Genomic DNA, 23,755 nt, shown 5'->3' with positions numbered 1-23,755 from the left:
CGCATCCACCCGAACCCAGACCAAGGGAGCACCATGCCCACAGCCCAGGAGCAGACAACCGCCCGGATACCTCGGCGGGTGATCTGGCTGGCACTCGCAGGTGCGGTGGGCGGATTCCTGTTCGGCTTCGATTCGTCTGTGGTGAACGGCGCGGTGGATGCCATGAAGGACGAATTCGCATTATCCGAGGCCGTGACGGGCTTCGCCGTGGCCATTGCCCTGCTGGGCTGTGCGGCCGGCGCCTTCCTCGCCGGCAAGGTGGCGGACCGGTACGGCCGCATCCCCGCCATGAAACTGGGTGCGCTGCTGTTCCTGGTCAGCGCCATCGGCACCGGCTTCGCCTTCGGCGTCTGGGACCTGATCTTCTGGCGCCTGGTGGGCGGGCTGGGGATCGGCCTGGCCTCGGTCATTGCCCCCGCGTACATTTCGGAGATCTCGCCCCGCAAGGTCCGGGGCCGGCTCGCATCGCTGCAGCAGCTCGCCATCACCACCGGCATCTTCGCCGCGCTGCTCTCCGACGCGCTCTTCGCCACCAGTGCAGGCGGAGCGGACCAGGCGTTCTGGCTGGGAATTGAGGCCTGGCGCTGGATGTTCCTGGCCGCCGCCGTGCCCGCCGTGGTCTACGGCTGGGTTGCCTACACGCTTCCTGAATCCCCGCGGTTCCTGGTGTTCCTTGGCAAGGAGGACGAGGCCCGCAAGGTGTTCGATTCAATCGCCCCGGCGGAGGACACCGACCGCCACATCCGCGAGATCCGCGAAGCCATCGAGGAAGACAAGCTGGCCGGCCAGAAGGGCTCGCTGCGCGGCAACGTCTTCGGGCTGCAGGCAGTGGTCTGGGTGGGCATCATCCTGTCCGTCCTGCAGCAGTTCGTGGGCATCAACGTGATCTTCTACTACTCCACTACCCTGTGGAAGGCCGTGGGCTTCCAGGAGAAGGACTCGCTCGCCATCTCGGTGGCCACGTCCATCACCAACATCCTGGTTACCCTTGTGGCCATCGCCCTGGTTGACCGGATCGGCCGGCGGCCCATCCTGCTGGCCGGTTCGGTGGGCATGGCAGTTTCCCTGGGGGCCATGGCGCTGGCGTTCTCCTCGGCAGTGGGATCCGGCGAGGAGATTTCCCTGCCAGGCGCCTGGGGCCCCGTGGCGCTGGTGGCCGCGAACGTCTTTGTGGTCAGCTTCGGGGCATCCTGGGGCCCGCTGGTGTGGGTTCTCCTGGGCGAGATTTTCCCGTCCCGGATCCGCGCCCGCGCACTGGGCCTGGCCGCGGCTGCGCAGTGGGTGGCGAACTTTGCCATCACCCTGAGCTTCCCGGTGATGGCTGCCGGGTCGCTGCCGCTCACGTATGCCATGTACGCACTGTTCGCGGCGTTGTCGTTCTTCTTCGTGATGTTCAAGGTGCCGGAGACCAACGGCATGTCGCTGGAGCAGGCGGAGACGCTGTTCGTGGCAAAGGGCTCGAAGAAGGCCTAGCGACGCCCCATCACCTTTCGCAGTATTTCCTCCAACGCCCCATCACTTTTCGGTCTTAAACACCAAACCCTCCATCACGTGCTGTGAAGGAGGGTTTGCTGTTTTCCGGATGGACAACGGTTACACGACGTGCGGCTCGTGCGCCGCCAGGTACTTCCGGCCGCCCAGGGCAACGCCGACGGCCACCACCATCGCCACCGCCCCGGCGAAGAACGGGACCTGCGGACCAAAGTGCTCGCCCAGCTGGGCGGCCGCAAACGGGGCCAGGGCGCCGCCCATCCAGCGCACAAAGTTGTAACCGGAGGAGGCCACCGGCCGGGGCGAATCCGAAACGCCCATGGCCAGCTCGGTGTAGATGGTGTTGTTGATGCCCAGCAGCGCTCCGGAGACCACCACCAGGACGACGACGGCAGTCACCGAGTGCCCCGCGGCCAGTCCCAGCCCCAGAAGGGTGAGCATCAGGGCCAGGAGGGTTCCGGCCAGGACCCTGGTGGCCCCGAAACGGTTCTGCAGCACGGGCGCCACAAACACCGAGAAGACGGCCACGGCCACGCCCCAGCCGAAGAACACCCTGCCGATCCCGTAGGCGTCCATGCCCAGGATGAACGGGGTGAACGCCAGGATGGTAAAGAAGCCGTAGTTGTAGAACAGCCCGCTGACGGCGGTGGTGCGCAGTCCCTTATGGCCCAGGGCCAGCAGGGGATCCCGCAGGCGGACTTTCCGCTCCGGAAGCGGGGTCCTGGGAAGCAGCACGATCAGGGCCACAAAAGCGGCAGTCATCAAGGCCGCAGTTCCGAAGAAGGGTGCCCGCCACTGCCAGCCGCCCAACAGGGCGCCCAGGAGCGGGCCAAGCGAAATGCCCAGGCCCAATGCGGCCTCATAGAGGATGATGGCCGTGCCTGCACCGCCGCTGGCAACACCGACGATCACTGCCAAAGCTGTGGCAACGAACAGGGCGTTACCCAGCCCCCATCCGGCCCGAAACCCCACGAGCTGATCCACGCTGCCGGACAGGCCCGAGAGCGAAGAAAACACCACAATGACGGCGAGGCCGATCAGCAGGGTCTTCTTGCCGCCGATGCGGGAGGAAACGAAGCCGGTGATCAGCATGGCCACTGCCGTCACCAGGAAGTAGCTGGTGAAGAGCAGGGAAACCTCGCTGGGGCTGGCGTCGAGATTGGTGGCGATGGCGGGCAGGATGGGGTCCACCAGTCCGATGCCCATAAACGCGAAAACGGCGGCCAGGGCTGTGGCCCATACCGCCTTTGGTTGTTTGAGGAACGAGGCCTTTTCGGCCTTCAGGGTTGCTTCTGCTGCCGGCAGTGTATCTGCTTGGCCGTTCATGGAGGGTGCTCCTAAAGGGGTGCTTGCGTCATTGCTGCAGCGACGCGTTGATTTTTCCGATGACGGGAAGTGCGGCCGCCAGAGTCTGCCGGTCCTGCTCGCTGAGCGAGCTGAGGATGCCGGCCATCACGGCGTTCCGCCGCGTATTGGCAGAGTCGACGGCGGCGCGACCCTCGGCGGTGAGCACCACGCGGACGGCTCGTGAGTCATCCGGGTCGGGTTCTCGGCGGGCCAATCCCGCCCGCTCCAGCTTGATGATCTGCTCCGTGGCGCTCGGCACCCGGACGCCAAGGTTCCGCGCGATCTCCCCTACCCGTACGCCGTCGTCCAGCAGCATCTTCAGGGTGCTGAGCTGGGCTGCGCTAAGTTCGCCCTCGGAATCGAGCCGCCGTACCAGGTACACACTGTGGCGGAGGGCCTCCCGGAAGTCACCGGCAAGCGCCTGCAGGGCCTTATCATCTCTTTTTCCAGTCATCGTTAGGTAGCCTAACAGTTAGGCTACCTAACAGTCAAGCGTTTAGGGTTAGTTTCATGACCAGCAGGTGCGAATGGTCGGCGTCGATCGCTTGGAAGGCAAGCTCATAGGGCGCCATGTCCACGGTCCGTTCACGCCCCGAACCCAAGGCGTCGTCCGGGAGCAGCCGCACGATGGCCGGCAGATGGGCGGGTAAGGCGTGGCGGAGGCGGAAGGGATCACAGCACGACGCCGGCACTCAAGTGAGTGCCGGCGTCGTGATTGCGGACGCATTGGTCAGAAATCCGCAGGAGGTGATGGGGCGTTGGGATAAAAGCCGCAGGAGGTGATGGGGCGTTGGGATAAAAGCCGCAGGAGGTGATGGGGCGTCTCTTGCGGCCTTTAGGCGGGGGTGCGGGCCACCTCCGCCTGGCGCTCCTCCACCAGCGTGGAGACGGCGTTAAACAGCGGGTGCTCCGGCTCCAGGCCCGTGATCCGCGCCGTGGCGTCAGCGGGACTGCTGGATGCCAGGATTGCGGCGAGTTCGGTTGCCTCGGCGTCGGCGGAATCGTTGAAGCGCAACGCAGCGGCGATAGCGCCGAGCAGGGCCTCCGGCACCACTCCCCGTTCGGCGAGCTCCGCAGCCGGCCCGATGAACCGCTCGTGCCGGCTCAGCTTCCGCAGCGGTGCCCGGCCCACCCGGTTCACGGTATCCGGCAGGTACGGGTTGGAGAACCGGACCAGGATCTTCTGGACGTAAGCTTCCTGTTCATCGTTGCTGAAGCCGTGTTTGCTGACGAGGAGCTGTTTGGTCTCTTCCAGCACCGCCCGGACGTCCTCGGCAACATCCTGGTCCGCCATCGCATCGGAAATCTTCTCCAGGCCCGCCTCGAACCCTAAATAGGCGGCCGAGGCATGCCCGGTGTTCACCGTAAACAACTTCCGCTCGATGTACGGCGAAAGCTCGTCCACAAAGGTGGCACCGGGAATCGCCGGGGCGGAACCGCCAAAGGCAGTCCGGTCAATGACCCATTCGTAGAACGTCTCCACGGTGACGTCGAGGCCCTGGCCGGCGGCCTGGTTCGGCACGATCCGGTCCACGGCGGTGTTGGCGAATACGGCCTTGCCATCCAGCGCCCCGGCGGCTGCCCCCGGCTGGGGAAGCCGCCTCCTTGGCCAGGATGTCCGTGGCGTTGATGGCGTTCTCGCAGGCCATCACCTGCAGCGGCGCCCGTCCGGGCTCCCTTGCAACGATGCCCCTGGCGATGACGGGCGCCACGAACTTGAGGATGTGCGGCCCCACAGCGGTGGTAACGATGTCCGCCGTGGCGATTTCCGCGACGAGTTCAGCCTCTTGGGTGTTGGAGTTCAACGCCCGGAAGTTGTCCACGGTCCGCACGGCCGGGTTTTCGCCCACCTCGTGCACGGCGTAGCTGTCCGCCGTGGCGAGCTGGTTGATGAGCTCCTCGGCGACGTCGGCGAACACCACCTCATAGCCTGCGTCATGCAGGAGCAGGCCCACGAAGCCGCGCCCGATGTTTCCGGCCCCGAAATGTACTGCCTTCACTATGCGTTGACCTTTCCGAAGAGCTCCAGGACCTCGTCCTCGGTTGTTGCGGCCTCAAGCCGGGCCACCTGTTCCTTGTTGGTGAAGACCTTTGCGATGGAGGACAGGATGTGCAGGTGCTCGTTGTTGATGCCCGCGACACCCACCACGAACTTGACCTGCTTGCCGTTCCAGTCGATGCCTTCCGGGTAGCGGATCACGGACACGGCGGACTTGCGGATGTGATCCTTGGCCGCGTTGGTTCCGTGCGGGATGGCCAGGAAGCTGCCCATGTAGGTGGACACGGACGCCTCGCGCTCGTGCATGGCCCGGACGTAGTCCTCATCCACGGCGCCGCGGGCCAGCAGGAGCCGGCCGGCTTCGTCGATGGCGGCGTCACGGGTGGTGGCCGAACCGTTCAAGACCACGCTCTCCCGCGCCAGGATTTCCGGTGCCCCGGCCGCTGGCTCTTCGGTTTCTGAGGTTCCGGTTTCGGATGGTCGGGCGGCGGTTCCCGCCGCCGCAGTTCCGGCCCCTACACCGGTCGCAGGTCCTGAGGCCGACGCTCCGCCGGGCGTCCCCGCCCCGGCGTCCGGGCCTTCGGTTGCAGAAGTAACCCTCGGTGTTGCTGTCCCTGACCAGCTCAACGATTTCGTCATAGCCCGGGCTGTTCATGAAGTTGTCCACGGAGTAATGCACGGCGCTGGAGGTGGCCGGTTTTGCGCGCTCGGTCAGGTCCTGGTGGGTGACCACAACGTCGTAGGAGTCGCTGAGGTTGGCGATGGACGCGTTGGTGACCTTGACGTCCGGGAACCCGGCAGCCTTGATCTTGTTCCGCAGCACCGAGGCGCCCATGGCACTGGAGCCCATTCCGGCGTCGCACGCGAAGACGATGTTCTGCACTGGCCTGGCGAGGACGCCCACGCCGCCAGCTCCGGCAGCGGCACCCGCGCCGGTGAGGGTGGAAGCGACCGAGCTCTTCTTGCCCTTCATCTGCTCCATCCGGGAGGTAGCGTCATTGAGGTCAACCTCGTCACTGTGCTTGGTGGTCCTCAAGATGACCGAGGCCACCAGGAAGGAGACGGCGGTTGCCAGCAGAACAGCCAGGATGACGCCGACGTAGCTGTCACGGGAGGTCTGGGCGAGTACGGCGATAATGGATCCGGGAGCGGAAGGCGCAACCAGGCCGGAATTAGTGATGGCGAGGGTAGCGATGCCCGTCATGCCCCCGGCAATCGTGGCCAGGATCAGCAGCGGGCGCATCAGCACGTATGGGAAGTAGATCTCATGGATGCCACCGAGGAAATGAATGATGGCTGCGCCGGGAGCGGAGGCCTTGGCTGCCCCTTTCCCAAAGAACATGTAGGCGAGCAGAAGCCCGAGCCCGGGGCCGGGGTTGGCCTCGAGCAGGAACAGGATGGACTTGCCCTGGTCCAGTGACTGCTGGATGCCCAGCGGGGTGAGCACGCCGTGGTTAATGGCGTTGTTCAGGAACAGCACCTTGGCTGGTTCGATGAAGATACTGGTCAGCGGTAGCAGGCCGTTGTTAACCAGGAACTGCACCACGTTGCCGGCGCCCGTACTGAACGCGGTGACCAGCGGCGAGATGCCGTAGAAGCCCAGCATGGCCAATAATCCGCCCCAGATGCCTGCGGAGAAGTTGTTGACCAGCATCTCGAAGCCCGGGCGGATCTTGCCGTCCCAGATAGTGTCGAGTTTCTTCATGGTCCAGCCGCCGAGGGGGCCCATGATCATGGCGCCGATAAACATCGGGATGCCGGCGCCAACGATCACGCCCATGGTGCCGATGGCACCCACCACGCCGCCGCGGACGTCATAGACCATCCGGCCGCCGGTGTAGGCAATCAGGAGCGGCAGCAGGTATTTGATCATGGGGTCAACAAGGCCCAGGTTCTTTACGCCTGCAGCATTGTTGCCGAAGCCGCCCAGTTCGGGTACGGGAATCCAGCCCTTCTCGATGAACAGGGCTGTAATGAGGCCCCAGGCAATAAAGGCGCCGATGTTGGGCATAATCATTCCGGACAGGAAGGTCCCGAACTTTTGGACGTGCACACGTGCGCTGGTGCGGGGTTTTGCAACTGTCTCTGTTGCCATGTGATTTCCTAACCGTCATTCCTGCGGCTGCGCAGGATGGTCCGATGTTTACGACGACGTACTGCTGGACGTTCTGGCGTTTTAGCCCGCCGGGCTGGCGGAGATGCGGTGAAGCCACTCGAGGAAGAGTTTGAGTTCCGAGCTGGAGAGCTGGTCTGAGTGCGAGGCCTGAAGTGCGGCGTTCAGGGCAATCGCGGCCACCACTACCGAGGACTTTCCGGTGTCGCCGGGGGCCGCGCTGGCGGGCTCGGCTGACACCGCGAAGATCATGGCGTCCCGGGTCATGGTGGACAGTTCGAGGTTCCGTTCGGTGGCGGGCTCCGCAATCAGCATCAGCGTCACTCCCACGTTGGCGGCCAGGATGGACCTGGCCGCTTCCCTGGGCTGGACGTTCAGCTGGCCCGCCGCCGCTGCCTTGTTCAGCATCTCCTCCATCAGCGCCTCGGCATCTGCAACGATGGCGGGGCGGCTTTCCGGCCGGATATTTCCGAACATCACCAGGTACAACTCCGGCTGGTTAAGGCCGAACTGCACATGGTTGTCCCACATTCTCCGGATGTCCTCAAGCGGCTGTCCGGAGGGGGCGAAGTCCCTTTCGCCCGCAACATACTCTTCAAACCCTGCGGCGACGACGGCGTCGAACAGACCTTCCTTGTCACCGAAGTGGTGGTACAGCGTGGGAGCCGATACCCCTGCCAGCTGCGTGATCTGGCGTGTGGAGACCGGCGCTCCCGCGGATTTTGCCAGCAGTTCCGCGGCTGCACGGAGCAGTCGCATTTTGGGGGGAAGCTGGCCATCCAAACTCATAACCGCTACCCTAGCACCTATAGCATTGCTATATGAACTGAATCACATACAATTTTTTTCAGGCACGTTTCCCGCCTCCGGATGTAGCAGTCCCCCGGCGGACCGGCATGGCGCCGGGACAGATCGGCGGGCCTGCAACCGGCAGAGAATGAGGACCTTCAGTGCAGAACTTCCCAGGAGTAGGCGTCAGCCCAGGCCGCGTCATCGGCACCGTCCGGCAGATGCCCAAACCCATCAGTGAACCTCCGGCCGACGAGCAGCTGGCAGCAGGCACCACCGCCGAGGAAGCCACCGCAGCCCTGAAGGCCGCCGCCCAGGCAGTGCACGACGAACTGAAGTCGCGTGCCGCCCATGCCACCGGCGACGGCAAGGCAGTCCTGGAAGCCACGGCGCTCATGGCCAAGGACACCATGCTGATCAAGGGTGCGGCCAAGCTTGTTGCCCGCGGAACCTCCAGCGAGCGAGCCATCTGGGAGTCCGGCTCCTCAGTCTCCGAAATGCTGCACAATCTGGGCGGCTACATGGCCGAACGTGCCACTGACGTCCTGGACGTGCGGGCCCGGATCGTCGCCGCGCTGCGGGGCGTGCCCGCGCCCGGCATTCCCGCCTCCAGCACGCCCTTCGTCCTGGTGGCCGAGGACCTGGCCCCGGCGGATACCGCCACCCTGGACCCGAACAAAGTGCTGGCGCTGGTCACGGCAGGCGGCGGCCCCCAGTCGCACACGGCCATTATCGCCCGTTCCCTCGGCCTTCCCGCGGTGGTTGCCGCGGTAGGGGTGGACGAACTCGCGGACGGCACCGAAGTGTATGTGGACGGCGCCGCGGGCACCATCACGTCAGCACCGGACGAAGCCCTGCGCTCCGCAGCAGAGGCCTGGGCGGCCACGGCGTCCCTGCTGGCCGAATTCAGCGGTACGGGTACGACGGCGGATGGGCACCAGGTGCCGCTGCTTGCCAATGTTGGCGGCGGCAAGGACGCCGAGGCGGCAGCCAAGCTGGGCGCCCAGGGCGTGGGGCTGTTCCGCACCGAGTTCTGCTTCCTGGAACGCGACACCGAACCCAGCGTGGAAGAGCAGGCCGCGGCCTACAAGAGTGTTTTTGATGCCTTCCCCGGCAAGAAGGTCGTGCTGCGTACACTGGACGCCGGCGCTGACAAGCCGTTGCCGTTCCTGACGGACTCAACTGAGCCCAACCCGGCCCTCGGTGTCCGCGGCTACCGCACCGACTTCACCACTCCCGGCGTCCTGGACCGGCAGCTGGAAGCCATCGCCCTGGCTGAGAAGCAATCCGAAGCGGATGTCTGGGTGATGGCCCCGATGATCTCCACGGCGGAAGAGGCTGCCCGGTTTGCCTCCATGTGCGCTGACGCCGGCATCAAGACTCCCGGCGTGATGGTGGAGGTGCCCTCCGCCGCCCTCACCGCGGAAGCCATCCTGCGCGAAGTGGGTTTCGCCAGCCTTGGCACCAACGACCTCACCCAGTACGCCATGGCCGCCGACCGGCAGTTGGGCCCGCTTGCCAACCTCAACACCCCCTGGCAACCGGCCGTCCTGCGCCTGGTGGGGCTGACGGTGGAAGGGTCACGCGCGGAGGGCAACAACAAACCCGTGGGCGTCTGTGGTGAGGCGGCCGCGGACCCGGCCCTCGCCGTCGTCCTTACGGGCCTCGGCGTGAGCACGCTGTCCATGACGGCCCGTTCCCTGGCGGCCGTGGCAGCGGTTCTCAAGACAGTGACGCTGGAGGAAGCGCAGCAGCTGGCCAAGCTGGCCCTGTCCGCCCCCAGCGCTACCGAGGCGCGCGCATGGGTACGGGAAAAGCTGCCTGTCCTGGCGGAACTGGGGCTCTAAAGCCCTGAACCCAGGCTGGGTTCAGGCCGTGACGCCAAACCCGTTCACGGCCCGGACCCAGCCGCTGATCGCCTGGGCGGCGATCGACGGGGCGGTGTGCTGGAAGACGTGCCCCTGGCCCAGGATCTCGGCCATGCTGCCCTGCGGGGCAACCCCGGCAAGGTTCTCGCACCAGGGGCGGCGGGCGATGGGATCCCTGGTACCGCGAAGCACCAGGACGGGCTGCCTGACGCCGGCCAGCCGTTCCTCCAGGGGGTATTCCATCATCACCGGCAGTTCGGTCAGGTACCAGCGCGGGCCGGCCCGGAAGTAGTCGCTGAACACAATCGCGTTGGCGGTCAGGGACTCGCTGAACATGGAGTCCCGCGTCAGCGCGAGGGCCTGCTGTGCCACCGTTTTCCTGCTGGGCTCGACCACCGGGCCCATGAGCACTGCCCCGGCCACCCGATCAGGTTCCCTGAGCGCCAGTTCCACCGCGAACTGGGTACCCATGGAGTGTCCCACCGGTACGTAAGTGGAAACGCCCGCATCGGCCAGGACCGCGCTGACAAACGCGGCAAAGTCTTCAACCTGCAACTGGCGCTGGGGCCGTGACGACTTGCCAAAGCCGGGGAGGTCGAAGGAGTAGACGTCGGCCGCTTCGGCCAGCTCGCGGTGCAGCCGCGCAAGGTAGCGGTGGGAGACGCCTATGCCGTGCAGCAGGACGTAGGTGGGGCGCCCCCCGGTCCCGCCAGCCACCCCTGCAGGCTGGACGGAAGCGTAGAGCCTTCCCTGTAAACCGCCGGATTCAACGTCCCGGCCACCACTCAATGCCATCAGGTGAGCATACCGTCAGAACGGCGAAGGCCCCGGTAAGCCCGATAGGCTGGGGCCATGGCACTGATCGCTCCCAGAATCGCGGACGCCCTCCCGCCCGAGGAGGCCGGGAAGCTGCAACGGGCCCTCGCCGGCGGCGACGACATCACTGTTTTTGTGGACGGCACAGTCCACCGGCTCCCACCCCTGGCGCGGGACGCCGTCGTGGACCTCCTCCGACGGTTCAGCCGCGGCGAGGCGGTGACGGTCAGCAGCGTCGAGGACATGCTGACCACCTCGAAGGCTGCGGAGCTGGCGGGAATCTCCCACACCTACCTGCGCAACATGACCGACCGCGGCGAGATCCCCGTGGAGTACCGCGGCAGCCACCGGCGCATTCCGCGGACCGCCATCATGGCCTGGCTCGAGGAGCAGAAGAAGGTCAAATCCGGGGACGGGCCGCCCAGCGCCGCATCTTGAGGGCGGCGTGGAGTTCCAGGCGGGGCATGCCCTTCAGCGGATCTACCCCGAGCAGTTGGCGGATGCGGCCCAACCGGTTGTAAATGCTGCTCCTGTGCAGATGGAGTTTGGCTGCGACGTCCTGGACAGACCCGTCATTGTCATACAGGAGTTCCAGGACCGGGATGAGTTCGCCGTTGCGGTCGTGGTCCTCGAGGACACGGAAGTAGACGGACCCGGGGTCAAACCAGGCTCCAGCCCCTCCCCCCGCTGATGCCAGGAGCTGATAGATGCCGGTGGACCGGCAATCCACGAGCTCACCCAACTGTGGGTCAACGGCGGCGGCCTGGGCGGCCAGTCTCGACTGCCGGTAGGCTTCGGCGAGCTCGCGGGGCTTGGCAAACCCCTCGCTGATACCCAGGATGATGCGGTGCACCGGGCGGCCGGAACGTTTGGCCAGCTCCAGCTGATAATGGACCAGGACCTGCGCATGGTTTGCCCTGCCCGAAGACTCACGGAAGAGCACCACGGAGTGGGTTTCCGTCCCCGCGCTGAAAAGGGCGACGTCCACACCCACCGTCGCCTGGAGTGCTGCGGACCGGTGGATGAGGGTTGTGGCGATCGGATCCGGGCCCCCGGCCCAGCCGTCGGCGTCCAGCACGGTCACCATCTGCCATGGGCCGCGGCCCTGGATTTCCTTCCAGCCCGCCACGGCGGCCACGGCGTTGGTTTCCCCCGCGCACGCGGCCAGGAACTCCCGTTCACGCCCGCGCCGGAATTCTGACTCGGCGGTGTTGGAATCCAGCAGCAGCGCGGAGAGCATCTCCACTTCGTTGGTGACGGCCGGCAACTGGGTGAGGATCGCCGTCGGATTCTCCTCTACCGAGTCCTGCTGCACCCACAGGTAACCCACCCGGAAACCGCGGACCATCAGCGGGACGCAGACGCGGCCCAGCATGCCCAGGTGCGGATTGGCGGGGACCACCACCGGGCGGACGGCGGTGGCGATGCCCTGCGAAAGCTGCCAGGCGCTCACATCCGCCGGCACTTTCTTGCTGAGGAGGAAGTTCACCCGGACGCGGTCCGCATGCGACTGGTTGGAGCTGTAGGCCAGCAGCACCCCGTCCAGGTCCTCCAGGGAAAGGCCGCGGCCCAGCTTCTGCGCCACCTGCTCGACCAGTTGTTCCACGCCCTGCTGCTGCATGGGCCAACACTACTGCTTTTGGACCGCTGCCCACGAACGGACGCGAGGCGACACTTGACGCTCCATCGCTGGACAAACGTCGAGTCAGCCGCGGGAAAAATCGCGGAATTGCGGGGTTTTACTGCGGCTGCTTCGGGCACTGAATGTCAGCTGGCTCACAACCGGATTTATCGTGGAAATACGAAATCCTTCCGCACTTTTCCGGCTTACCAGCCGAGAACCTGGAGCCCACGATGATCATCGGCGTCCCCAAAGAAATCAAGAACAACGAATTCCGCGTAGCCATCACGGCCGCCGGTGTCCACGAGTTCCGCACCCACGGCCACACCGTGCTTGTGGAACGAGGCGCAGGGCTGGGCTCAGGAATCACCGACGAGGAATATGCCATCGCCGGCGCCGAAATCGTGAACGAGGCCGACGACGTCTGGGCCCGCGCCGACATGGTCATGAAGGTCAAGGAACCCATCAAGGCCGAATACCACCGCTTCCGCAAGGGCCTGATCCTCTTCACCTACCTCCACCTCGCCGCCGAGCCCGAACTCACCCGCGAGCTCATCAACTCCGGCGTCACCGCCATCGCCTACGAAACCGTCCAGGAAGGCCGCACCCTCCCGCTCCTGGCCCCCATGTCCGAGGTGGCAGGCCGGCTCTCCGTCCAGGTGGGCGCCTCCTCCCTCATGGCACCGGCCGGCGGCAAAGGCGTGCTGCTCGGCGGCGTACCCGGCGTCCGGCCGGCCAAGGTAGTGGTCCTTGGCGCGGGCGTCGCCGGAACCAACGCCGCCGCCATGGCACTGGGCCTCGGCGCGGACGTGACCATCCTCGACATCAACATCCACCGCCTGCGTGAACTGGACGCCCAGTACCAGGGCCGGCTCAAGACGGTGGCGTCGAACAAGTACGAGATCGAGAAGTCCGTAGTGGACGCCGACCTGGTGATCGGTTCTGTCCTGATCCCCGGCGCCAAGGCACCCAAGCTGGTGACCAACGAGCTCGTGGCCCGGATGAAGCCCGGCTCAGTCCTCGTGGACATCGCCGTGGACCAGGGCGGCTGCTTCGAAGACACCCACCCCACCACGCACCAGGAACCCACCTACAAGGTCCACAACACCATCTTCTACTGCGTGGCCAACATGCCGGGTGCGGTGCCCAACACCTCCACCTACGCCCTGACCAACGTCACCCTTCGGTACGCAGTGTCCCTGGCCAACCTGGGCGTGAAAGCCGCCTTCGACCGCGACCCAGCCCTCGCTGCGGGCCTCAACATCGCCGCCGGCCACGTGGCCCACCACTCCGTCTCCGAGGCCCATAACCTGCCCCTCGTAGCGGACTGGCACGAACTGGTTTCGGCGTAGTCTCCCGGGCTCCGCCCGCAGCGGAGACCATCCCCGCGTGCTGCTCCCTCGTCGCATGGGCCCACGCCAGCAGGGTTCCCTGGCCGAGCTTGCGAGGTCAGGGTGCTGGTGGGGAGCACGCTTCCGGATGGCCTCCGCTGCGGCCGTTAACGAGCCATTGCAGCCAGTTCACGTGCTTTTTCTATGATCTTTAGGACTTCCACCGGTCCGGCGGGATCTACTGGGAGGGGTAGGGGCGACTTTGCTCCTCCGTCGAGGATCTTGTCTGCCAGGATCCGGTAGAACTCCGGGTAGGCGCCGCGTTCGGTGGGCAGGGCGTCCAAGTGCCCGTCACGGCCCAGGAGCCCTGCCCACTCGGGCGCCTCCTCGCCGTACTCAGCGTCGAGGGGACTGCCGCCGGCCACGATGTAGGGCTCCTGCGGATCAACGCCGTTCTTGGTGAAGGCCCCTACGGAACCCAGGACGCGGAACCGTGCGCCCTGCTGCGCGCACAGCATGTTCATGGTGAGGTGGCTCAGCACCCCCGACTCGTGCCGCAGCACCAGGAACACGTCGTCGTCCGCCCGCTCATCCTGCCGCCTGGCCCTCAGTTCCGCATGGACCACGCTGGCCGGGCCGAACAGCAGGAGGGCCTGGTCGATCAGGTGGCTGCCGAGGTCGAACAGGACGCCGCCGCCGTCGGCCGCAGTGGCCCGTGCCTTCCAGGCCTTCGCTATGGTGGGCGACCACCGCTCGAAGCGTGATTCGAACCGTGCCACCTTCCCCACGGCCTCCGCCGCCAAAAGCTTCCGGAGCGTCAGGAAGTCGCCGTCCCAGCGCCTGTTCTGAAAAACGGTCAGCACCCGGCCCAGCTGACGGGCCAGGGCAGTAAGTTCCTGGCCCTCGTCGCTGCTTACCGCGAAAGGCTTGTCCACCACCACGTCCAGCCCGGCCTCCAGGGCCGCCTTGGCAAGCGGGTAGTGCGTGGCCGGCGGGGTTCCCAGCACCACCAGGTCGAGGCCGGCGGCGTGCGCGAGGACCGCATCGCCGTCGTGCACTGTCCTGACGCCCGGGTAGCGGGCAGTCGCCGCCTTCTGCCGCTCCGCGTTGGACGTGGCGATGATATCCAGCGAGTAGCGCCCGTCAGCACCGATTAAGGGGGCGTGGAAGACGCTGCCCGATAGTCCATAGCCGACGACGGCCGTGCGGATGGTGCGTTCAGCTTCAGTCCCGGTCATGGGACTACGCTACTCCCGCACGCTCTCTCACTTAATGGCCCCTTAACCGCCAACGCTCTCTCACTTCCTCAAAGAAAGTGAGAGAGCGTTGCGGGAAAACCCACATTAAGTGAGAGAGCGTCCCGGGGGCGGGGTTACTTCTTTTCCCAGCCGAGGGTGGTCCAGTCCGGAACCTGGGACAGGCTCCGGAACAGGGACGGGCCATAGTTGGCCAGGCCGGTGCGGACGAAGGAGATCTGCGGGCCGTTGAAAAGTACTCCCATGGAGAAGTACTTGGCCATGTGCCTTTTCTCGATTTCCATGGCCGCCTTGTTGCGTTCGGCATTGTCCTCGATGGAGGCCACCTTGGCGATCTCGGCATCCAGTTCGGCATCGCCGAGCTTGTTTACGTTGATTTCCGAATTGTAGAACTGTGTTACGCCTTCGGTTGCATCCGCGCTGACGGTGTAGCCCGACAGGCTGACGTCGAACTCACGGGTTCCAACGATCTTGCCGAAGTCAGCCGATCCATGCTGTGCGATTCCCACGTCCATGCCTCCGGCCTTCAACTGGTCCACCAACGTCTGTGTGGTGGCCAGGGAAGTGGGGTCATCACCGAAGTTGGCGACTTTGTAAGAGACGGGCACGCCGTCTTTCTCCATGATGCCTGAAGCGTTGGGCGTGTACCCCGCGTCGGTAAGGATCTTCTTGGCAGCCTCTGGCCCGGTTTCCTTGACGGGGTAGTTGTCTTGGTAGTACTCCGAGAAGGGCAACAACAACATGGAGCCGGAACTGGGCTCTTGCCAGTTGAGGCCGTTGAAGCGGACATTGCGGATGGCTTCCCGATCGACCGCGGCGAACATGGCTTTGCGAACAGCGGCGTCGGTAATCTTCTGGGCGTTGATGTTCATGCCACCGGCGAAAAGTCGCTGACCTCGCCTGACCTCAGAATCCTTCGTGCCTTCGAGCTGTTTGTAGAGCGAGATGGTGTTGGCTGACATGGCGTCGATTTCGCCATTCTTGAAGGCGGCAATTTGGGCGCTGCTCTCCAACTGACGGAAGACGACGTTCTCGAGTACAGGCTTGGTGCCCCACCACTTTTCGTTAGGCACCAGGCTCACGGTCTTGGCGGCGCTGTCGTATTCGTCCAGCTTGAACGGACCGGCCATCCACTCCGGGTGCATGTCGCCACTAAAGCCCTCGTTAAAGATCTCGGGGGTATTGACGGCCGGGTGGATGATCCCTGTAAACAATGAATCCAAGGGGTAGACAGGCTGGCTCGTCTTGACGATGACTTCCTTGTCGCTGCTGCCGGCCTCCACTGATTCCACGAAGGCGTAGTTGCCGGAGCTGACGATGTCGTAGCCGGCGTCCGGGCTCTTGAGGATGTTCCACGTGTTCTGGAAGGCCTTGACGTCAATGGGGGTGCCATCGTTGTAGGTGGCCTTCTCGTTCACCTTGATGGTGATGGTCTGCTTGCCATCCTTGACTTCACTGTCCACGGACTCGCAGAAATCCTTGTTGGGGACAACCTTTCCATCGAAGGCGATGTCCCAGCAGCCCCAGGTGCCCGCTTGGTCGACGGGGCGGTGCAGTGCAGTGTTGTCCGCGCTGTTGCCGTTATTGGAGAAACCGTTGAAGTCCGGGCCGATGTTGCCCAGCGGAAGGGTGACCTTGCCGCCCTGTTCAAGATCGGCTGCCGGCTTTTCATTGATGCTGATGAGCTTGGACAGGTCACTGCCTGCCTCCTGCCCCTTCGCCGTTTCCGGCCCGCTGGCTCCGCCACCGCCGCAGGCCGTCAGGGTCAGAGCAGCGGCAATGGCCGCCGCTCCGCCGATCTTGGTCAGATTCCTCATGGTGTTCCCTTCGTTGGTGCGGGTGGTGATGCTGGTGATGGGTGGAAATCTATGGTGCATGGTGGTCCGCCGAATCGTGGACTACCAGCATGTCCTCGTCCAGTTCTCCGTCGGGGAAGAAGCAGGCGAAGCGTTGGTCCAGTGCGGGCAGCGGGCCGGCCGCCAGGGCCTGGGCAGCTGCGGAGGGTGCCACTGGTTCCAAGGGAGGTTCCAGGGTGAGGCACTTTTCCTTCTTCGCAGCCGGCAGGGCGGCGAAAACGGGGCAGCGGGTGGCGAAGTTGCAGCCCTTGGGGGCATCCAGTGGGGAGGGCAGGTCGCCTTGGAGGATGATTCGTTCCCGGGTCCGCTCCACCCGCGGGTCCGGCACCGGGATGGCCGAGAGCAGGGCCCGGGTGTAGGGATGGCGGGGGTTATCGAACACCCGGTCCACTTCGCCGATCTCCACGATCTTGCCCAGGTACATCACGGCGACGCGGTTGGAGATGTGCCGGACCACTGAAAGGTCGTGCGCCACCAGGAGGTAGCTGAGGCCAAGTTCGGCGCGGAGCTTGTCCAGGAGGTTGATCACGCCGGCCTGGACCGAGACATCCAGGGCGGAGACGGGCTCGTCGAGGACCACGAGTTTGGGATTCACGGCCAGGGCCCGGGCGATGCCGATGCGCTGGCGCTGTCCGCCGGAGAACTGGTTGGGGAAGCGGTTGACATGGTCCGGCTGGAGGCCCACCAGCTTCATCAGTTCCATGATGCGTTTCTTGATGGCCTGCCGGTCCATGCCTGCGTTCTGGAGCGGTTCGGCGAGGACTTCATAGACGGTGAAGCGCGGGTCCAGGGCGCCGGTGGGGTCCTGGAACACCATCTGGAGTTCCCGCCGCATCGCGCTCTTGGTCCGGGCATCGGCGGCCTGCTTGTTGCTGAGCCCGCCGATCACCACCTCGCCGTCCTGGTCCTTGTGGAACTCCATGATTTCCAGCAGTGTGGTGGTCTTGCCGGAGCCCGACTCGCCCACGATGGAGAAGCATTCCCCCTCGCGGATGTCGAAGCTGAGCCCGTCCACAGCTTTCACCGTGCCGATCCTCCGCTTGAGCAGGGCGCCTTTGGTCAGCGGGAAGTGTTTACGCACATCCTTTAACTGCAGGACTGCGGTGCGCTCTTCCCGCGGGATGGAGTCGAAGTTGGAGACGGGCACGGGCGGGGCCGAGAAGACGTCGTGGACGTCAACGTCGCCGCCGAGTGAACCGGACTTGATGCAGGCGGCCCGGTGCAGGTTGCTTGCTGTCACTGGGGCCAGCGCGGGTTCGCCGTCCAGGCAGGCCTCGGAAGCGAGCGGGCAGCGGGGCGCGAATGAGCAGCCGGTGGGTGTGTGGATCAGGTTGGGCGGTATGCCTTCGATAGGGACCAGCGACGCCTTACCCGCCACGTCCACCCGCGGCACGGCGCCCAGCAGGCCCATCGTGTAGGGCATCCGGGGGTCGTAGTAGATATCCTCCACTGCCCCTGTTTCCACAGGTTTGCCGGCGTACATCACCATAATGTCGTCTGCCATACCCGCCACGACGCCGAGATCGTGCGTGATCATCACGACGGCGGCACCCGTTTCCTCCTGCGCGGTATGCAGCACCTCCAGGACCTGGGCCTGGATGGTGACGTCCAGGGCCGTCGTCGGCTCATCCGCGATCAGGACCCGGGGGTTGTTCGCAATGGCGATGGCGATCATCACGCGCTGGCGCATGCCGCCGGAGAACTCGTGGGGAAAGGCTTTCAGCCTGTCCTTGGGGCTGGGGATCCCCACCATGGCCAGAAGTTCGACGGCGCGGGCTTCTTTGGCCTGCCTGCTCATGCCGGGATGGTGGATGGTGAGCGCTTCGATGATCTGGGTGCCCACCGTATACACAGGCGTCAGGGAGGACAAAGGGTCCTGGAAGACCATGGAAAGCTCGTTACCGCGGTAAGCGCACATCGCTTTATCGCCGAGGCCCAGCAGCTCCTTGCCATGGAGCCGGACCGAGCCGGCGACCTCTGCGGTGGTGGGCAACAGACCCATGATCGCCAGCGACGTGACGGACTTGCCGGAACCGGATTCCCCCACGATGCCGAGCGTTTTGCCGGGAAGGAGGTCAAAATCAACACCCCTCACGGCGTGCACCACCCCGTTTTCGGTATTGAAGCTGACGTTGAGGTCCCGGACGGACAGGACGGCGTCGGTGGGACCGTGCAGCCCCGCAACGTGCAGCCGCTCCACGGCTGACTGGGGCTGTTCGGTAGGCCCGGCAACGATTTCGCTGCTCATGAGGCGCTCCTCTTCACAAGGGTTTTCGGGGCCTTGCGCTTGCTTGCTCTGCCGCTGGAGCTGGAGCTCGGATCGAAGGCGTCGCGCAGTCCGTCGTTCATCATGGCCAGCGAACCGGTAAGCAGGAACATCACGGCGAGGGGGACCCAGAACATCCAGGGAAAAGTCTGCACCTGTGAGGTGGCTCCGCCGATGAGGACGCCGAGGCTCACATCCGGGACCTTGATGCCGATACCGATGAAGGAGAAGGCCACCTCCGCAAGGATGGCGCCCGTGACGCCGCGGGTGACGTCCAGGACCAGCAGCGAGCCGATGTTGGGGACCAGGTGGCGCCAGACAATCCGGCGGGGCGGGACGCCCATGTACTGTGCGGCCTTGACGTAGTCCCGCTGCATCAGGGACATGGACAAGGACCGGATCAGGCGGGCTGTACCCATCCAGCTGAAGACCAGCAGCACGATGATCAGCAGCAGCCACGAGGGCAGATCGCGCTTCAGGCCTGCGCCTCCGCCGCTGGTGGCTACGGCGACCACGAGCAGGGCCGGCATCATGATGAGCGCCTCAAGGATGAAGAGCATCACCTTGTCCGCCTTGCCGCCGAAGTACGCCATGGTGCACCCGTAGACGGCGGCGATCAGGACGGATACAAGGCCCACCACCAGGCCGATCAGGATGGAGATCCTGGTGCCTTCGACAGTCATGGCGTAGAGATCGATGCCTGCCTGCGAGGTGCCGAGGTAGTGCTCGGCCGACGGTGGCATGCCGATGTTGAAGGGGTCGATCGTCTCCTTGTCCCACTGCGTGAAGTACCCGCCGATGAAGGAAAAGATGGTCAGCCCGAGGAAGATGGCAAGGCCGGCCACCGCCGTCTTGTTGCGCAGGAAGCGGCGGAAGATGATGGTGTTTTTGCCGATGACGACGTCGGCATTTTCCAGGTGCGCGTCCTGGGCGACGGCTGCCGGGTCCACGGCGTTGAGGTTGGTCATGGTTACTGCACCCGCACTCTCGGGTCAACAAGGGTGGTGGCGAAGTCCGCCAGGATCGCCCCCAGGGCAAAGATGACGGAACCGTAGGCAAGGGTGGCCGTGGCGGCGTTGACGTCCTGGAGGGAGATTGCGTCAATGCTCCAGGAGCCCACGCCGGGCCAGGCGAAGATCTTTTCCGCGAAGAACCCGCCGGCGAAAATCGCCGGGATGGTGAACGCGATGCTCTGGGCCACGGGGATGAACGAAACCCGCAGCGCATGCCGCGAGATGGCCTGGTTCCGGGTGAGTCCCTTGGCCCGGGCCGTCCGGACAAAGTCCGCGTTGACGTTGTCCAGGAGGTACTGGCGCTGGGCTATCTGGTAGGACCCCCAGCCCACCAGGGTGATGGCAATGGTGGGAACGGCGTAGTGCGCCAGCATGTCCACGAACTGCGCCCATCCCGGCGCTGTCCCGGGGGTGGAGATGCCGGTGACGAAGAAGATGCGCTCCCCCACGGTTTCGTTGATGTTGATGGCGCCCAGCTGCACCAGGAAGTAGGCGATGGGCGCGGGCACTATGTAGGCCAGGTAGCTGTAGGACGTGATGACCCGGTCCTGGAACTTGTACTGCCGGGCTGCGGAGTAAACCCCCAGCGCCACACCGATGACCAGGGTCAGGATGATGGAGGCCAGGAAAAGCCGGGTGGAGATCCAGACGCGGTCGCCAAACTCGGCGTTGATGTAGGCACCGTTGGGGCTGCGGCCCCAGTCCCAGCGCGTGACGATGGCCGTAAGCCATTCCACGTAGCGCTCCCAGGGGCTAAGGTCCGGGTCAAGGCCTTTCAGGCGCATGGAGTTGGCCACCTGCTCCGGCGTGGGCCGGGGGATGCGTTCCTGTTCCAGCAAGGCCGGTTTCAGGGAACTGACGGCCAGGAAGTATCCCGCCGAAGTGGTCAGGAAGATCATAAAAACGTACGTGATGCCGCGCTTTGCGAGGTACCTGAGCATGGGACTAGTTCTGTTTCGCCGCCGGCAACTGGATGACGGGGCACCAGGAAGTCCGCTGATGGACCAGGGTATCGGGCAAATCAACAATCACGTGCTGGATCCTTCCGTTTTCCCCGCGTTAGCGGGGGTTGTGCCGCCTCGCAGGGTCCTTTGCCAGCGGATAGCTGGCAACCCGCTGGCTGTGGGGCCAGTCCTGTGGACTATGTTGCGGGTCACATTCCAGAGGAAACTATCACAAGCGCCCCCTCAAACTGTGGGCGCATGGGCACAAAGCCACGTGCCCGTATCAGATTGTTATGAATAACTTTGTGAAATTGATGTGACTGGACGAGGGGGCTGGAAAAGGCGTAATCTACGCGCCGCTGACAACCCGTGTGACAAGATCCCGCCAGGATGCGGCCAGCCGCTCCACACTCACACCATGTGCCTGCACGAGGTTGAGGAGCCTGTCCGGGGCGAGGGTGGCGGCCAGCGAGCGGGCCATCAGCCAGGGATCCGTTTCGAAACCCCCTTCGCGCAGGAGTACTTCGATGTGGCGGTGCCACAGGGCTGCGGCAGGGGGTTCGGAACGCCCGTGCGGCGTGTTTTCGGAGGCGCGCGCCAGATCGCCGAATTCCATGGTGTAGGCGATGCGTTCCACGCCGAACGCGATGAGGCGCTCCAGCGCCGGCGCTCCTGGGCCCAGCGGCGGCGGCCCGAACAGAAAGCGCTCCTGGAACGCCGCCTCGGATTCGCTCAGCAGCGTGAGCATGAGTCCGGCACGGCTGCCGAAACGGCGGAAGATGGTGCCTTTGCCCACTCCCGCCTGCTCCGCGAGCCGGTCCATGGTCAGCCCTTCCGCACCGCATTCACCAATCAGTTCGCGGGCCGCCATGAGCAGGCGCTCCCGGTTCCGCGCAGCATCGCTGCGTTCCGCGCCGTCCCTTGACGACTGCGGGGGCCGCATTGAGATGGAGCTCACATTCCATATTCTAGACCCGGGGAATAAGAAGCGGACCATAGTCCGTTTACATGGGTGAAGGCATCAACAAGCCTCTGTTGTTCCCGGCCGGCGGTCCCCCTCCCGCCGCCCTTACCCCAGGAGTCCCCATGACTAAGAGCACCGTCCTCACCCTCGTCGGCAGCCTGCGCGCCGAGTCCACCAACCAGAAGCTGGCCGAAGCCATCCAGCTGAACGCGCCGGAGCAGGTGGAGGTTGTCATCCACGAAAGCCTGGGCAACATTCCCTTCTACAACGAGGACATCGACGTCGAAGGCCACGTTCCCGCCGCCGCTGCCGCCCTGCGCGCCGCAGCCAACGAGGCCGACACCCTCCTGCTGGTGACCCCCGAGCACAACGGCACCGTTCCTGCCGCACTGAAGAACGCCATCGACTGGCTGTCCCGCCCCTTCGGTGCCGGCGCCCTCGCAGGCAAGCCCACCGCCGTCGTCGGAACTGCCTTCGGCCAGTACGGCGGAGTCTGGGCCCAGGACGAGGCACGCAAGGCGGCAGGAATCGCCGGCGCCCAGATCCTTGAGGACGTCAAGCTTGCCGTTCCGGGCTCCATGGTGCGCTTCGCCGAACTGCACCCGAAGGACGACGCGGAGGTTGTGGAGCAGATCAAGGGCGTGTTCGATGCCCTTGCAGCCGTCCAGACTGCCGCCTAAGCAGCAACCACAGGTGCCCGGCGCGAATCTTCGCGCCGGGCACCGTTGTGCTTAACCCGAATGGGGCAGCCGTGCTCTGGCTGCCGCAGCCGATCATTGCTAGCGTGACGCCATGAACCCCTCGAAGACCCCGGCCGAGATCCTCGACATCGCCGGCGCCGAGGTGCGCATCTCAAGCCCTGACAAGGTGGTGTTCCCCGGGCCCGGGCTGACAAAGCTTGACCTGGTGAACTATTACCTCTCCGTTGCGGACGCAGCGCTGCGGGGCGCCGGCGGCCGGCCCATGGTGCTCAAGCGTTTCCCCAAGGGTATAGACGCCGAACCGTTCTTCCAGAAGCGCGTACCCGAGAACCACCCCGACTTTATTGAGACGGCAACGCTGCACTACGCATCAGGAACGTCAGCCGAGGAAGCCGTGATCCGCGACGCCGCAGGCCTGGCTTGGGTGATAAACCTCGGCTGTCTTGACCTCAACCCGCATCCCGTCCGCGCAGAGGACCTCGAGCACCCGGACGAACTTCGGGTGGACCTGGACCCCATGCCGGGAGTCGACTGGTCCCAAATAGTTGACACCGCCTTCGTGGCGCGCGAAGTGCTCGACGACGCGGGCCTGGTGGGGTGGCCTAAGACGAGCGGGTCCCGTGGGCTGCACATTCTGGTCCGCATCGCACCGCAATGGTCGTACCGTGACGTGCGGCTCGCGGCCGAAACGCTCGCCCGCGAGGTGGAGAACCGCGCCCCTGGCCTCGCCACCGCACGGTGGTGGAAAGAGGAGCGCGGGGAGAGCGTCTTCGTTGACTTCAACCAGAACGCAAAGGACCGCACGGTTGCGTCCGCCTACTCAGTCCGGCCCCTGCCCGATGCCCGTGTGTCAACGCCGCTGGCGTGGGATGAGGTGCCTTCTGCCCGGCCGGAGCAGTTCACGGTGCGCACGGTGCCCGGACGTTACGCGGACGTGGGCGACCCGCACGCGGGGATGGACGATGTAACGGGCTCGCTGGACGGGCTTCTGGCACTGGCCGCTGAACTCGGCCCTGCCGAAAAAGCACCGCGGAGCGGCGACGGCTCCGGGCGCCGGCAGTCGGCGATGCCGTTGATCGAGGTTGCGCGGACCAAAACCAAACCCGAGGCGCTGGCCGCCCTGGACGAGTGGAAGTCACGGCATGCCCACCTCATTCCGGCTCTGCATCCGGCGGACATCCTGGTTGATGGAATGCGTGGATCCAGCTCGCTCTGGTACCGCGTCCGGGTGAACCTGCAACACATCCCGGAGGCGGAGCGGCCGCCGAAGGAGGACCTCATCGCGGACTACGATCCCTGGGCGGGAAAGGTGTGGCCAGGCCGCCAGGGATCCTGACACGACGTACGGCACCGCCGTGACCAACTCTTGTCCCAACCGGT

Annotated in this window: 17 protein-coding genes and 2 pseudogenes; 6 read left to right on the top strand and 13 right to left on the bottom strand. The window is 65.1% G+C overall.

Going from position 1 to position 23,755, the window contains the following annotated elements; translation table 11 throughout:
* Positions 1 to 33: 33 nt before the first annotated feature.
* A complete protein-coding gene (locus QF047_RS21950; RefSeq protein WP_307281519.1) occupies positions 34 to 1,473 on the top strand; it encodes a sugar porter family MFS transporter in 1,440 nt (479 codons plus the stop codon).
* A gap of 120 nt (positions 1,474 to 1,593) precedes the next feature.
* On the opposite strand, the gene QF047_RS21945 is transcribed toward QF047_RS21950, so the two are convergent.
* From QF047_RS21945 to QF047_RS21925, 5 genes and pseudogenes are all read right to left on the bottom strand, one after another.
* Positions 1,594 to 2,817, bottom strand: a complete 1,224-nt coding sequence (locus QF047_RS21945; protein WP_307281517.1) for an MFS transporter — start codon at positions 2,815 to 2,817, stop codon at positions 1,594 to 1,596.
* 28 nt (positions 2,818 to 2,845) lie between these two features.
* A complete protein-coding gene (locus tag QF047_RS21940) occupies positions 2,846 to 3,292 on the bottom strand; it encodes a MarR family winged helix-turn-helix transcriptional regulator (protein ID WP_307281514.1) in 447 nt (148 codons plus the stop codon).
* A 381-nt stretch (positions 3,293 to 3,673) separates the two neighbouring features.
* A pseudogene (locus QF047_RS21935) lies at positions 3,674 to 4,838 on the bottom strand (mannitol-1-phosphate 5-dehydrogenase).
* A pseudogene (locus QF047_RS21930) lies at positions 4,838 to 6,932 on the bottom strand (PTS mannitol transporter subunit IICBA). The pseudogenes QF047_RS21935 and QF047_RS21930 overlap by 1 nt, the downstream one beginning before the upstream one ends.
* 81 nt (positions 6,933 to 7,013) lie before the next feature.
* A complete protein-coding gene (locus tag QF047_RS21925; RefSeq protein ID WP_306636666.1) occupies positions 7,014 to 7,739 on the bottom strand; it encodes a TetR/AcrR family transcriptional regulator in 726 nt (241 codons plus the stop codon).
* 161 nt (positions 7,740 to 7,900) lie between these two features.
* Between QF047_RS21925 and ptsP the strand changes: the two genes are divergently transcribed.
* Positions 7,901 to 9,586, top strand: a complete 1,686-nt coding sequence (gene ptsP, locus QF047_RS21920; RefSeq protein WP_307281512.1) for a phosphoenolpyruvate--protein phosphotransferase — start codon at positions 7,901 to 7,903, stop codon at positions 9,584 to 9,586.
* 21 nt (positions 9,587 to 9,607) lie between these two features.
* Here the strand turns inward: ptsP and QF047_RS21915 are convergent, their stop codons facing one another.
* Entirely contained in the window at positions 9,608 to 10,402 is a 795-nt protein-coding gene (locus tag QF047_RS21915) for an alpha/beta fold hydrolase (RefSeq protein ID WP_307281510.1), read from the bottom strand.
* 57 nt (positions 10,403 to 10,459) lie between these two features.
* Here QF047_RS21915 and QF047_RS21910 point away from each other — a divergent pair, with 57 nt between their 5' ends.
* Positions 10,460 to 10,861: a helix-turn-helix domain-containing protein gene (locus QF047_RS21910; protein WP_307281507.1), complete on the top strand. Its 402-nt coding sequence runs from the start codon at positions 10,460 to 10,462 to the stop codon at positions 10,859 to 10,861.
* Here the strand turns inward: QF047_RS21910 and QF047_RS21905 are convergent.
* A complete protein-coding gene (locus QF047_RS21905; protein ID WP_307281504.1) occupies positions 10,824 to 12,044 on the bottom strand; it encodes a CdaR family transcriptional regulator in 1,221 nt (406 codons plus the stop codon). The two genes, QF047_RS21910 and QF047_RS21905, sit on opposite strands and share 38 nt — an antisense overlap.
* A gap of 233 nt (positions 12,045 to 12,277) precedes the next feature.
* On the opposite strand from QF047_RS21905, the gene ald reads away from it, so the two are divergent.
* Positions 12,278 to 13,396 (top strand): alanine dehydrogenase, encoded by a 1,119-nt coding sequence (gene ald / locus QF047_RS21900; RefSeq protein ID WP_306636676.1) that lies wholly within the window; start codon positions 12,278 to 12,280, stop codon positions 13,394 to 13,396.
* 146 nt (positions 13,397 to 13,542) lie between these two features.
* On the opposite strand, the gene QF047_RS21895 is transcribed toward ald, so the two are convergent.
* From QF047_RS21895 to QF047_RS21870, 6 genes are all read right to left on the bottom strand, one after another.
* Positions 13,543 to 14,613 carry a Gfo/Idh/MocA family oxidoreductase gene (locus tag QF047_RS21895; RefSeq protein WP_307281500.1) on the bottom strand — a complete coding sequence of 357 codons (1,071 nt, stop codon included), beginning with the start codon at positions 14,611 to 14,613 and terminating at the stop codon, positions 13,543 to 13,545.
* Positions 14,614 to 14,747: 134 nt separating this feature from the next.
* Positions 14,748 to 16,448: an ABC transporter family substrate-binding protein gene (locus QF047_RS21890; RefSeq protein WP_307281497.1), complete on the bottom strand. Its 1,701-nt coding sequence runs from the start codon at positions 16,446 to 16,448 to the stop codon at positions 14,748 to 14,750.
* Positions 16,449 to 16,497: 49 nt separating this feature from the next.
* Positions 16,498 to 18,735 carry an ABC transporter ATP-binding protein gene (locus QF047_RS21885; protein WP_307281495.1) on the bottom strand — a complete coding sequence of 746 codons (2,238 nt, stop codon included), beginning with the start codon at positions 18,733 to 18,735 and terminating at the stop codon, positions 16,498 to 16,500.
* Entirely contained in the window at positions 18,732 to 19,721 is a 990-nt protein-coding gene (locus tag QF047_RS21880) for an ABC transporter permease (protein ID WP_307281493.1), read from the bottom strand. The genes QF047_RS21885 and QF047_RS21880 overlap by 4 nt, the downstream gene beginning before the upstream one ends.
* 2 nt (positions 19,722 to 19,723) lie before the next feature.
* Complete coding sequence (locus QF047_RS21875) at positions 19,724 to 20,707, bottom strand: ABC transporter permease (RefSeq protein ID WP_091419553.1); 984 nt, start codon at positions 20,705 to 20,707, stop codon at positions 19,724 to 19,726.
* Positions 20,708 to 21,059: 352 nt separating this feature from the next.
* The gene (locus tag QF047_RS21870) at positions 21,060 to 21,668 is read right to left on the bottom strand and encodes a TetR/AcrR family transcriptional regulator (RefSeq protein WP_373427787.1); all 609 of its coding nucleotides are present in this window, start codon (positions 21,666 to 21,668) and stop codon (positions 21,060 to 21,062) included.
* Positions 21,669 to 21,796: 128 nt separating this feature from the next.
* Here QF047_RS21870 and QF047_RS21865 point away from each other — a divergent pair, with 128 nt between their 5' ends.
* Both QF047_RS21865 and ligD read left to right on the top strand, forming a co-directional pair.
* Positions 21,797 to 22,354 (top strand): NAD(P)H-dependent oxidoreductase, encoded by a 558-nt coding sequence (locus tag QF047_RS21865; protein WP_306636691.1) that lies wholly within the window; start codon positions 21,797 to 21,799, stop codon positions 22,352 to 22,354.
* A 112-nt stretch (positions 22,355 to 22,466) separates the two neighbouring features.
* Positions 22,467 to 23,711 (top strand): non-homologous end-joining DNA ligase, encoded by a 1,245-nt coding sequence (gene ligD / locus QF047_RS21860; RefSeq protein ID WP_307281489.1) that lies wholly within the window; start codon positions 22,467 to 22,469, stop codon positions 23,709 to 23,711.
* The last annotated feature ends 44 nt before the right edge of the window (positions 23,712 to 23,755 follow it).

The organism is Arthrobacter sp. W4I7 (assembly GCF_030816215.1).
GTDB lineage: Bacteria > Actinomycetota > Actinomycetes > Actinomycetales > Micrococcaceae > Arthrobacter > Arthrobacter siccitolerans_A.
This window is presented reverse-complemented; position numbering and strand designations above follow the sequence as displayed.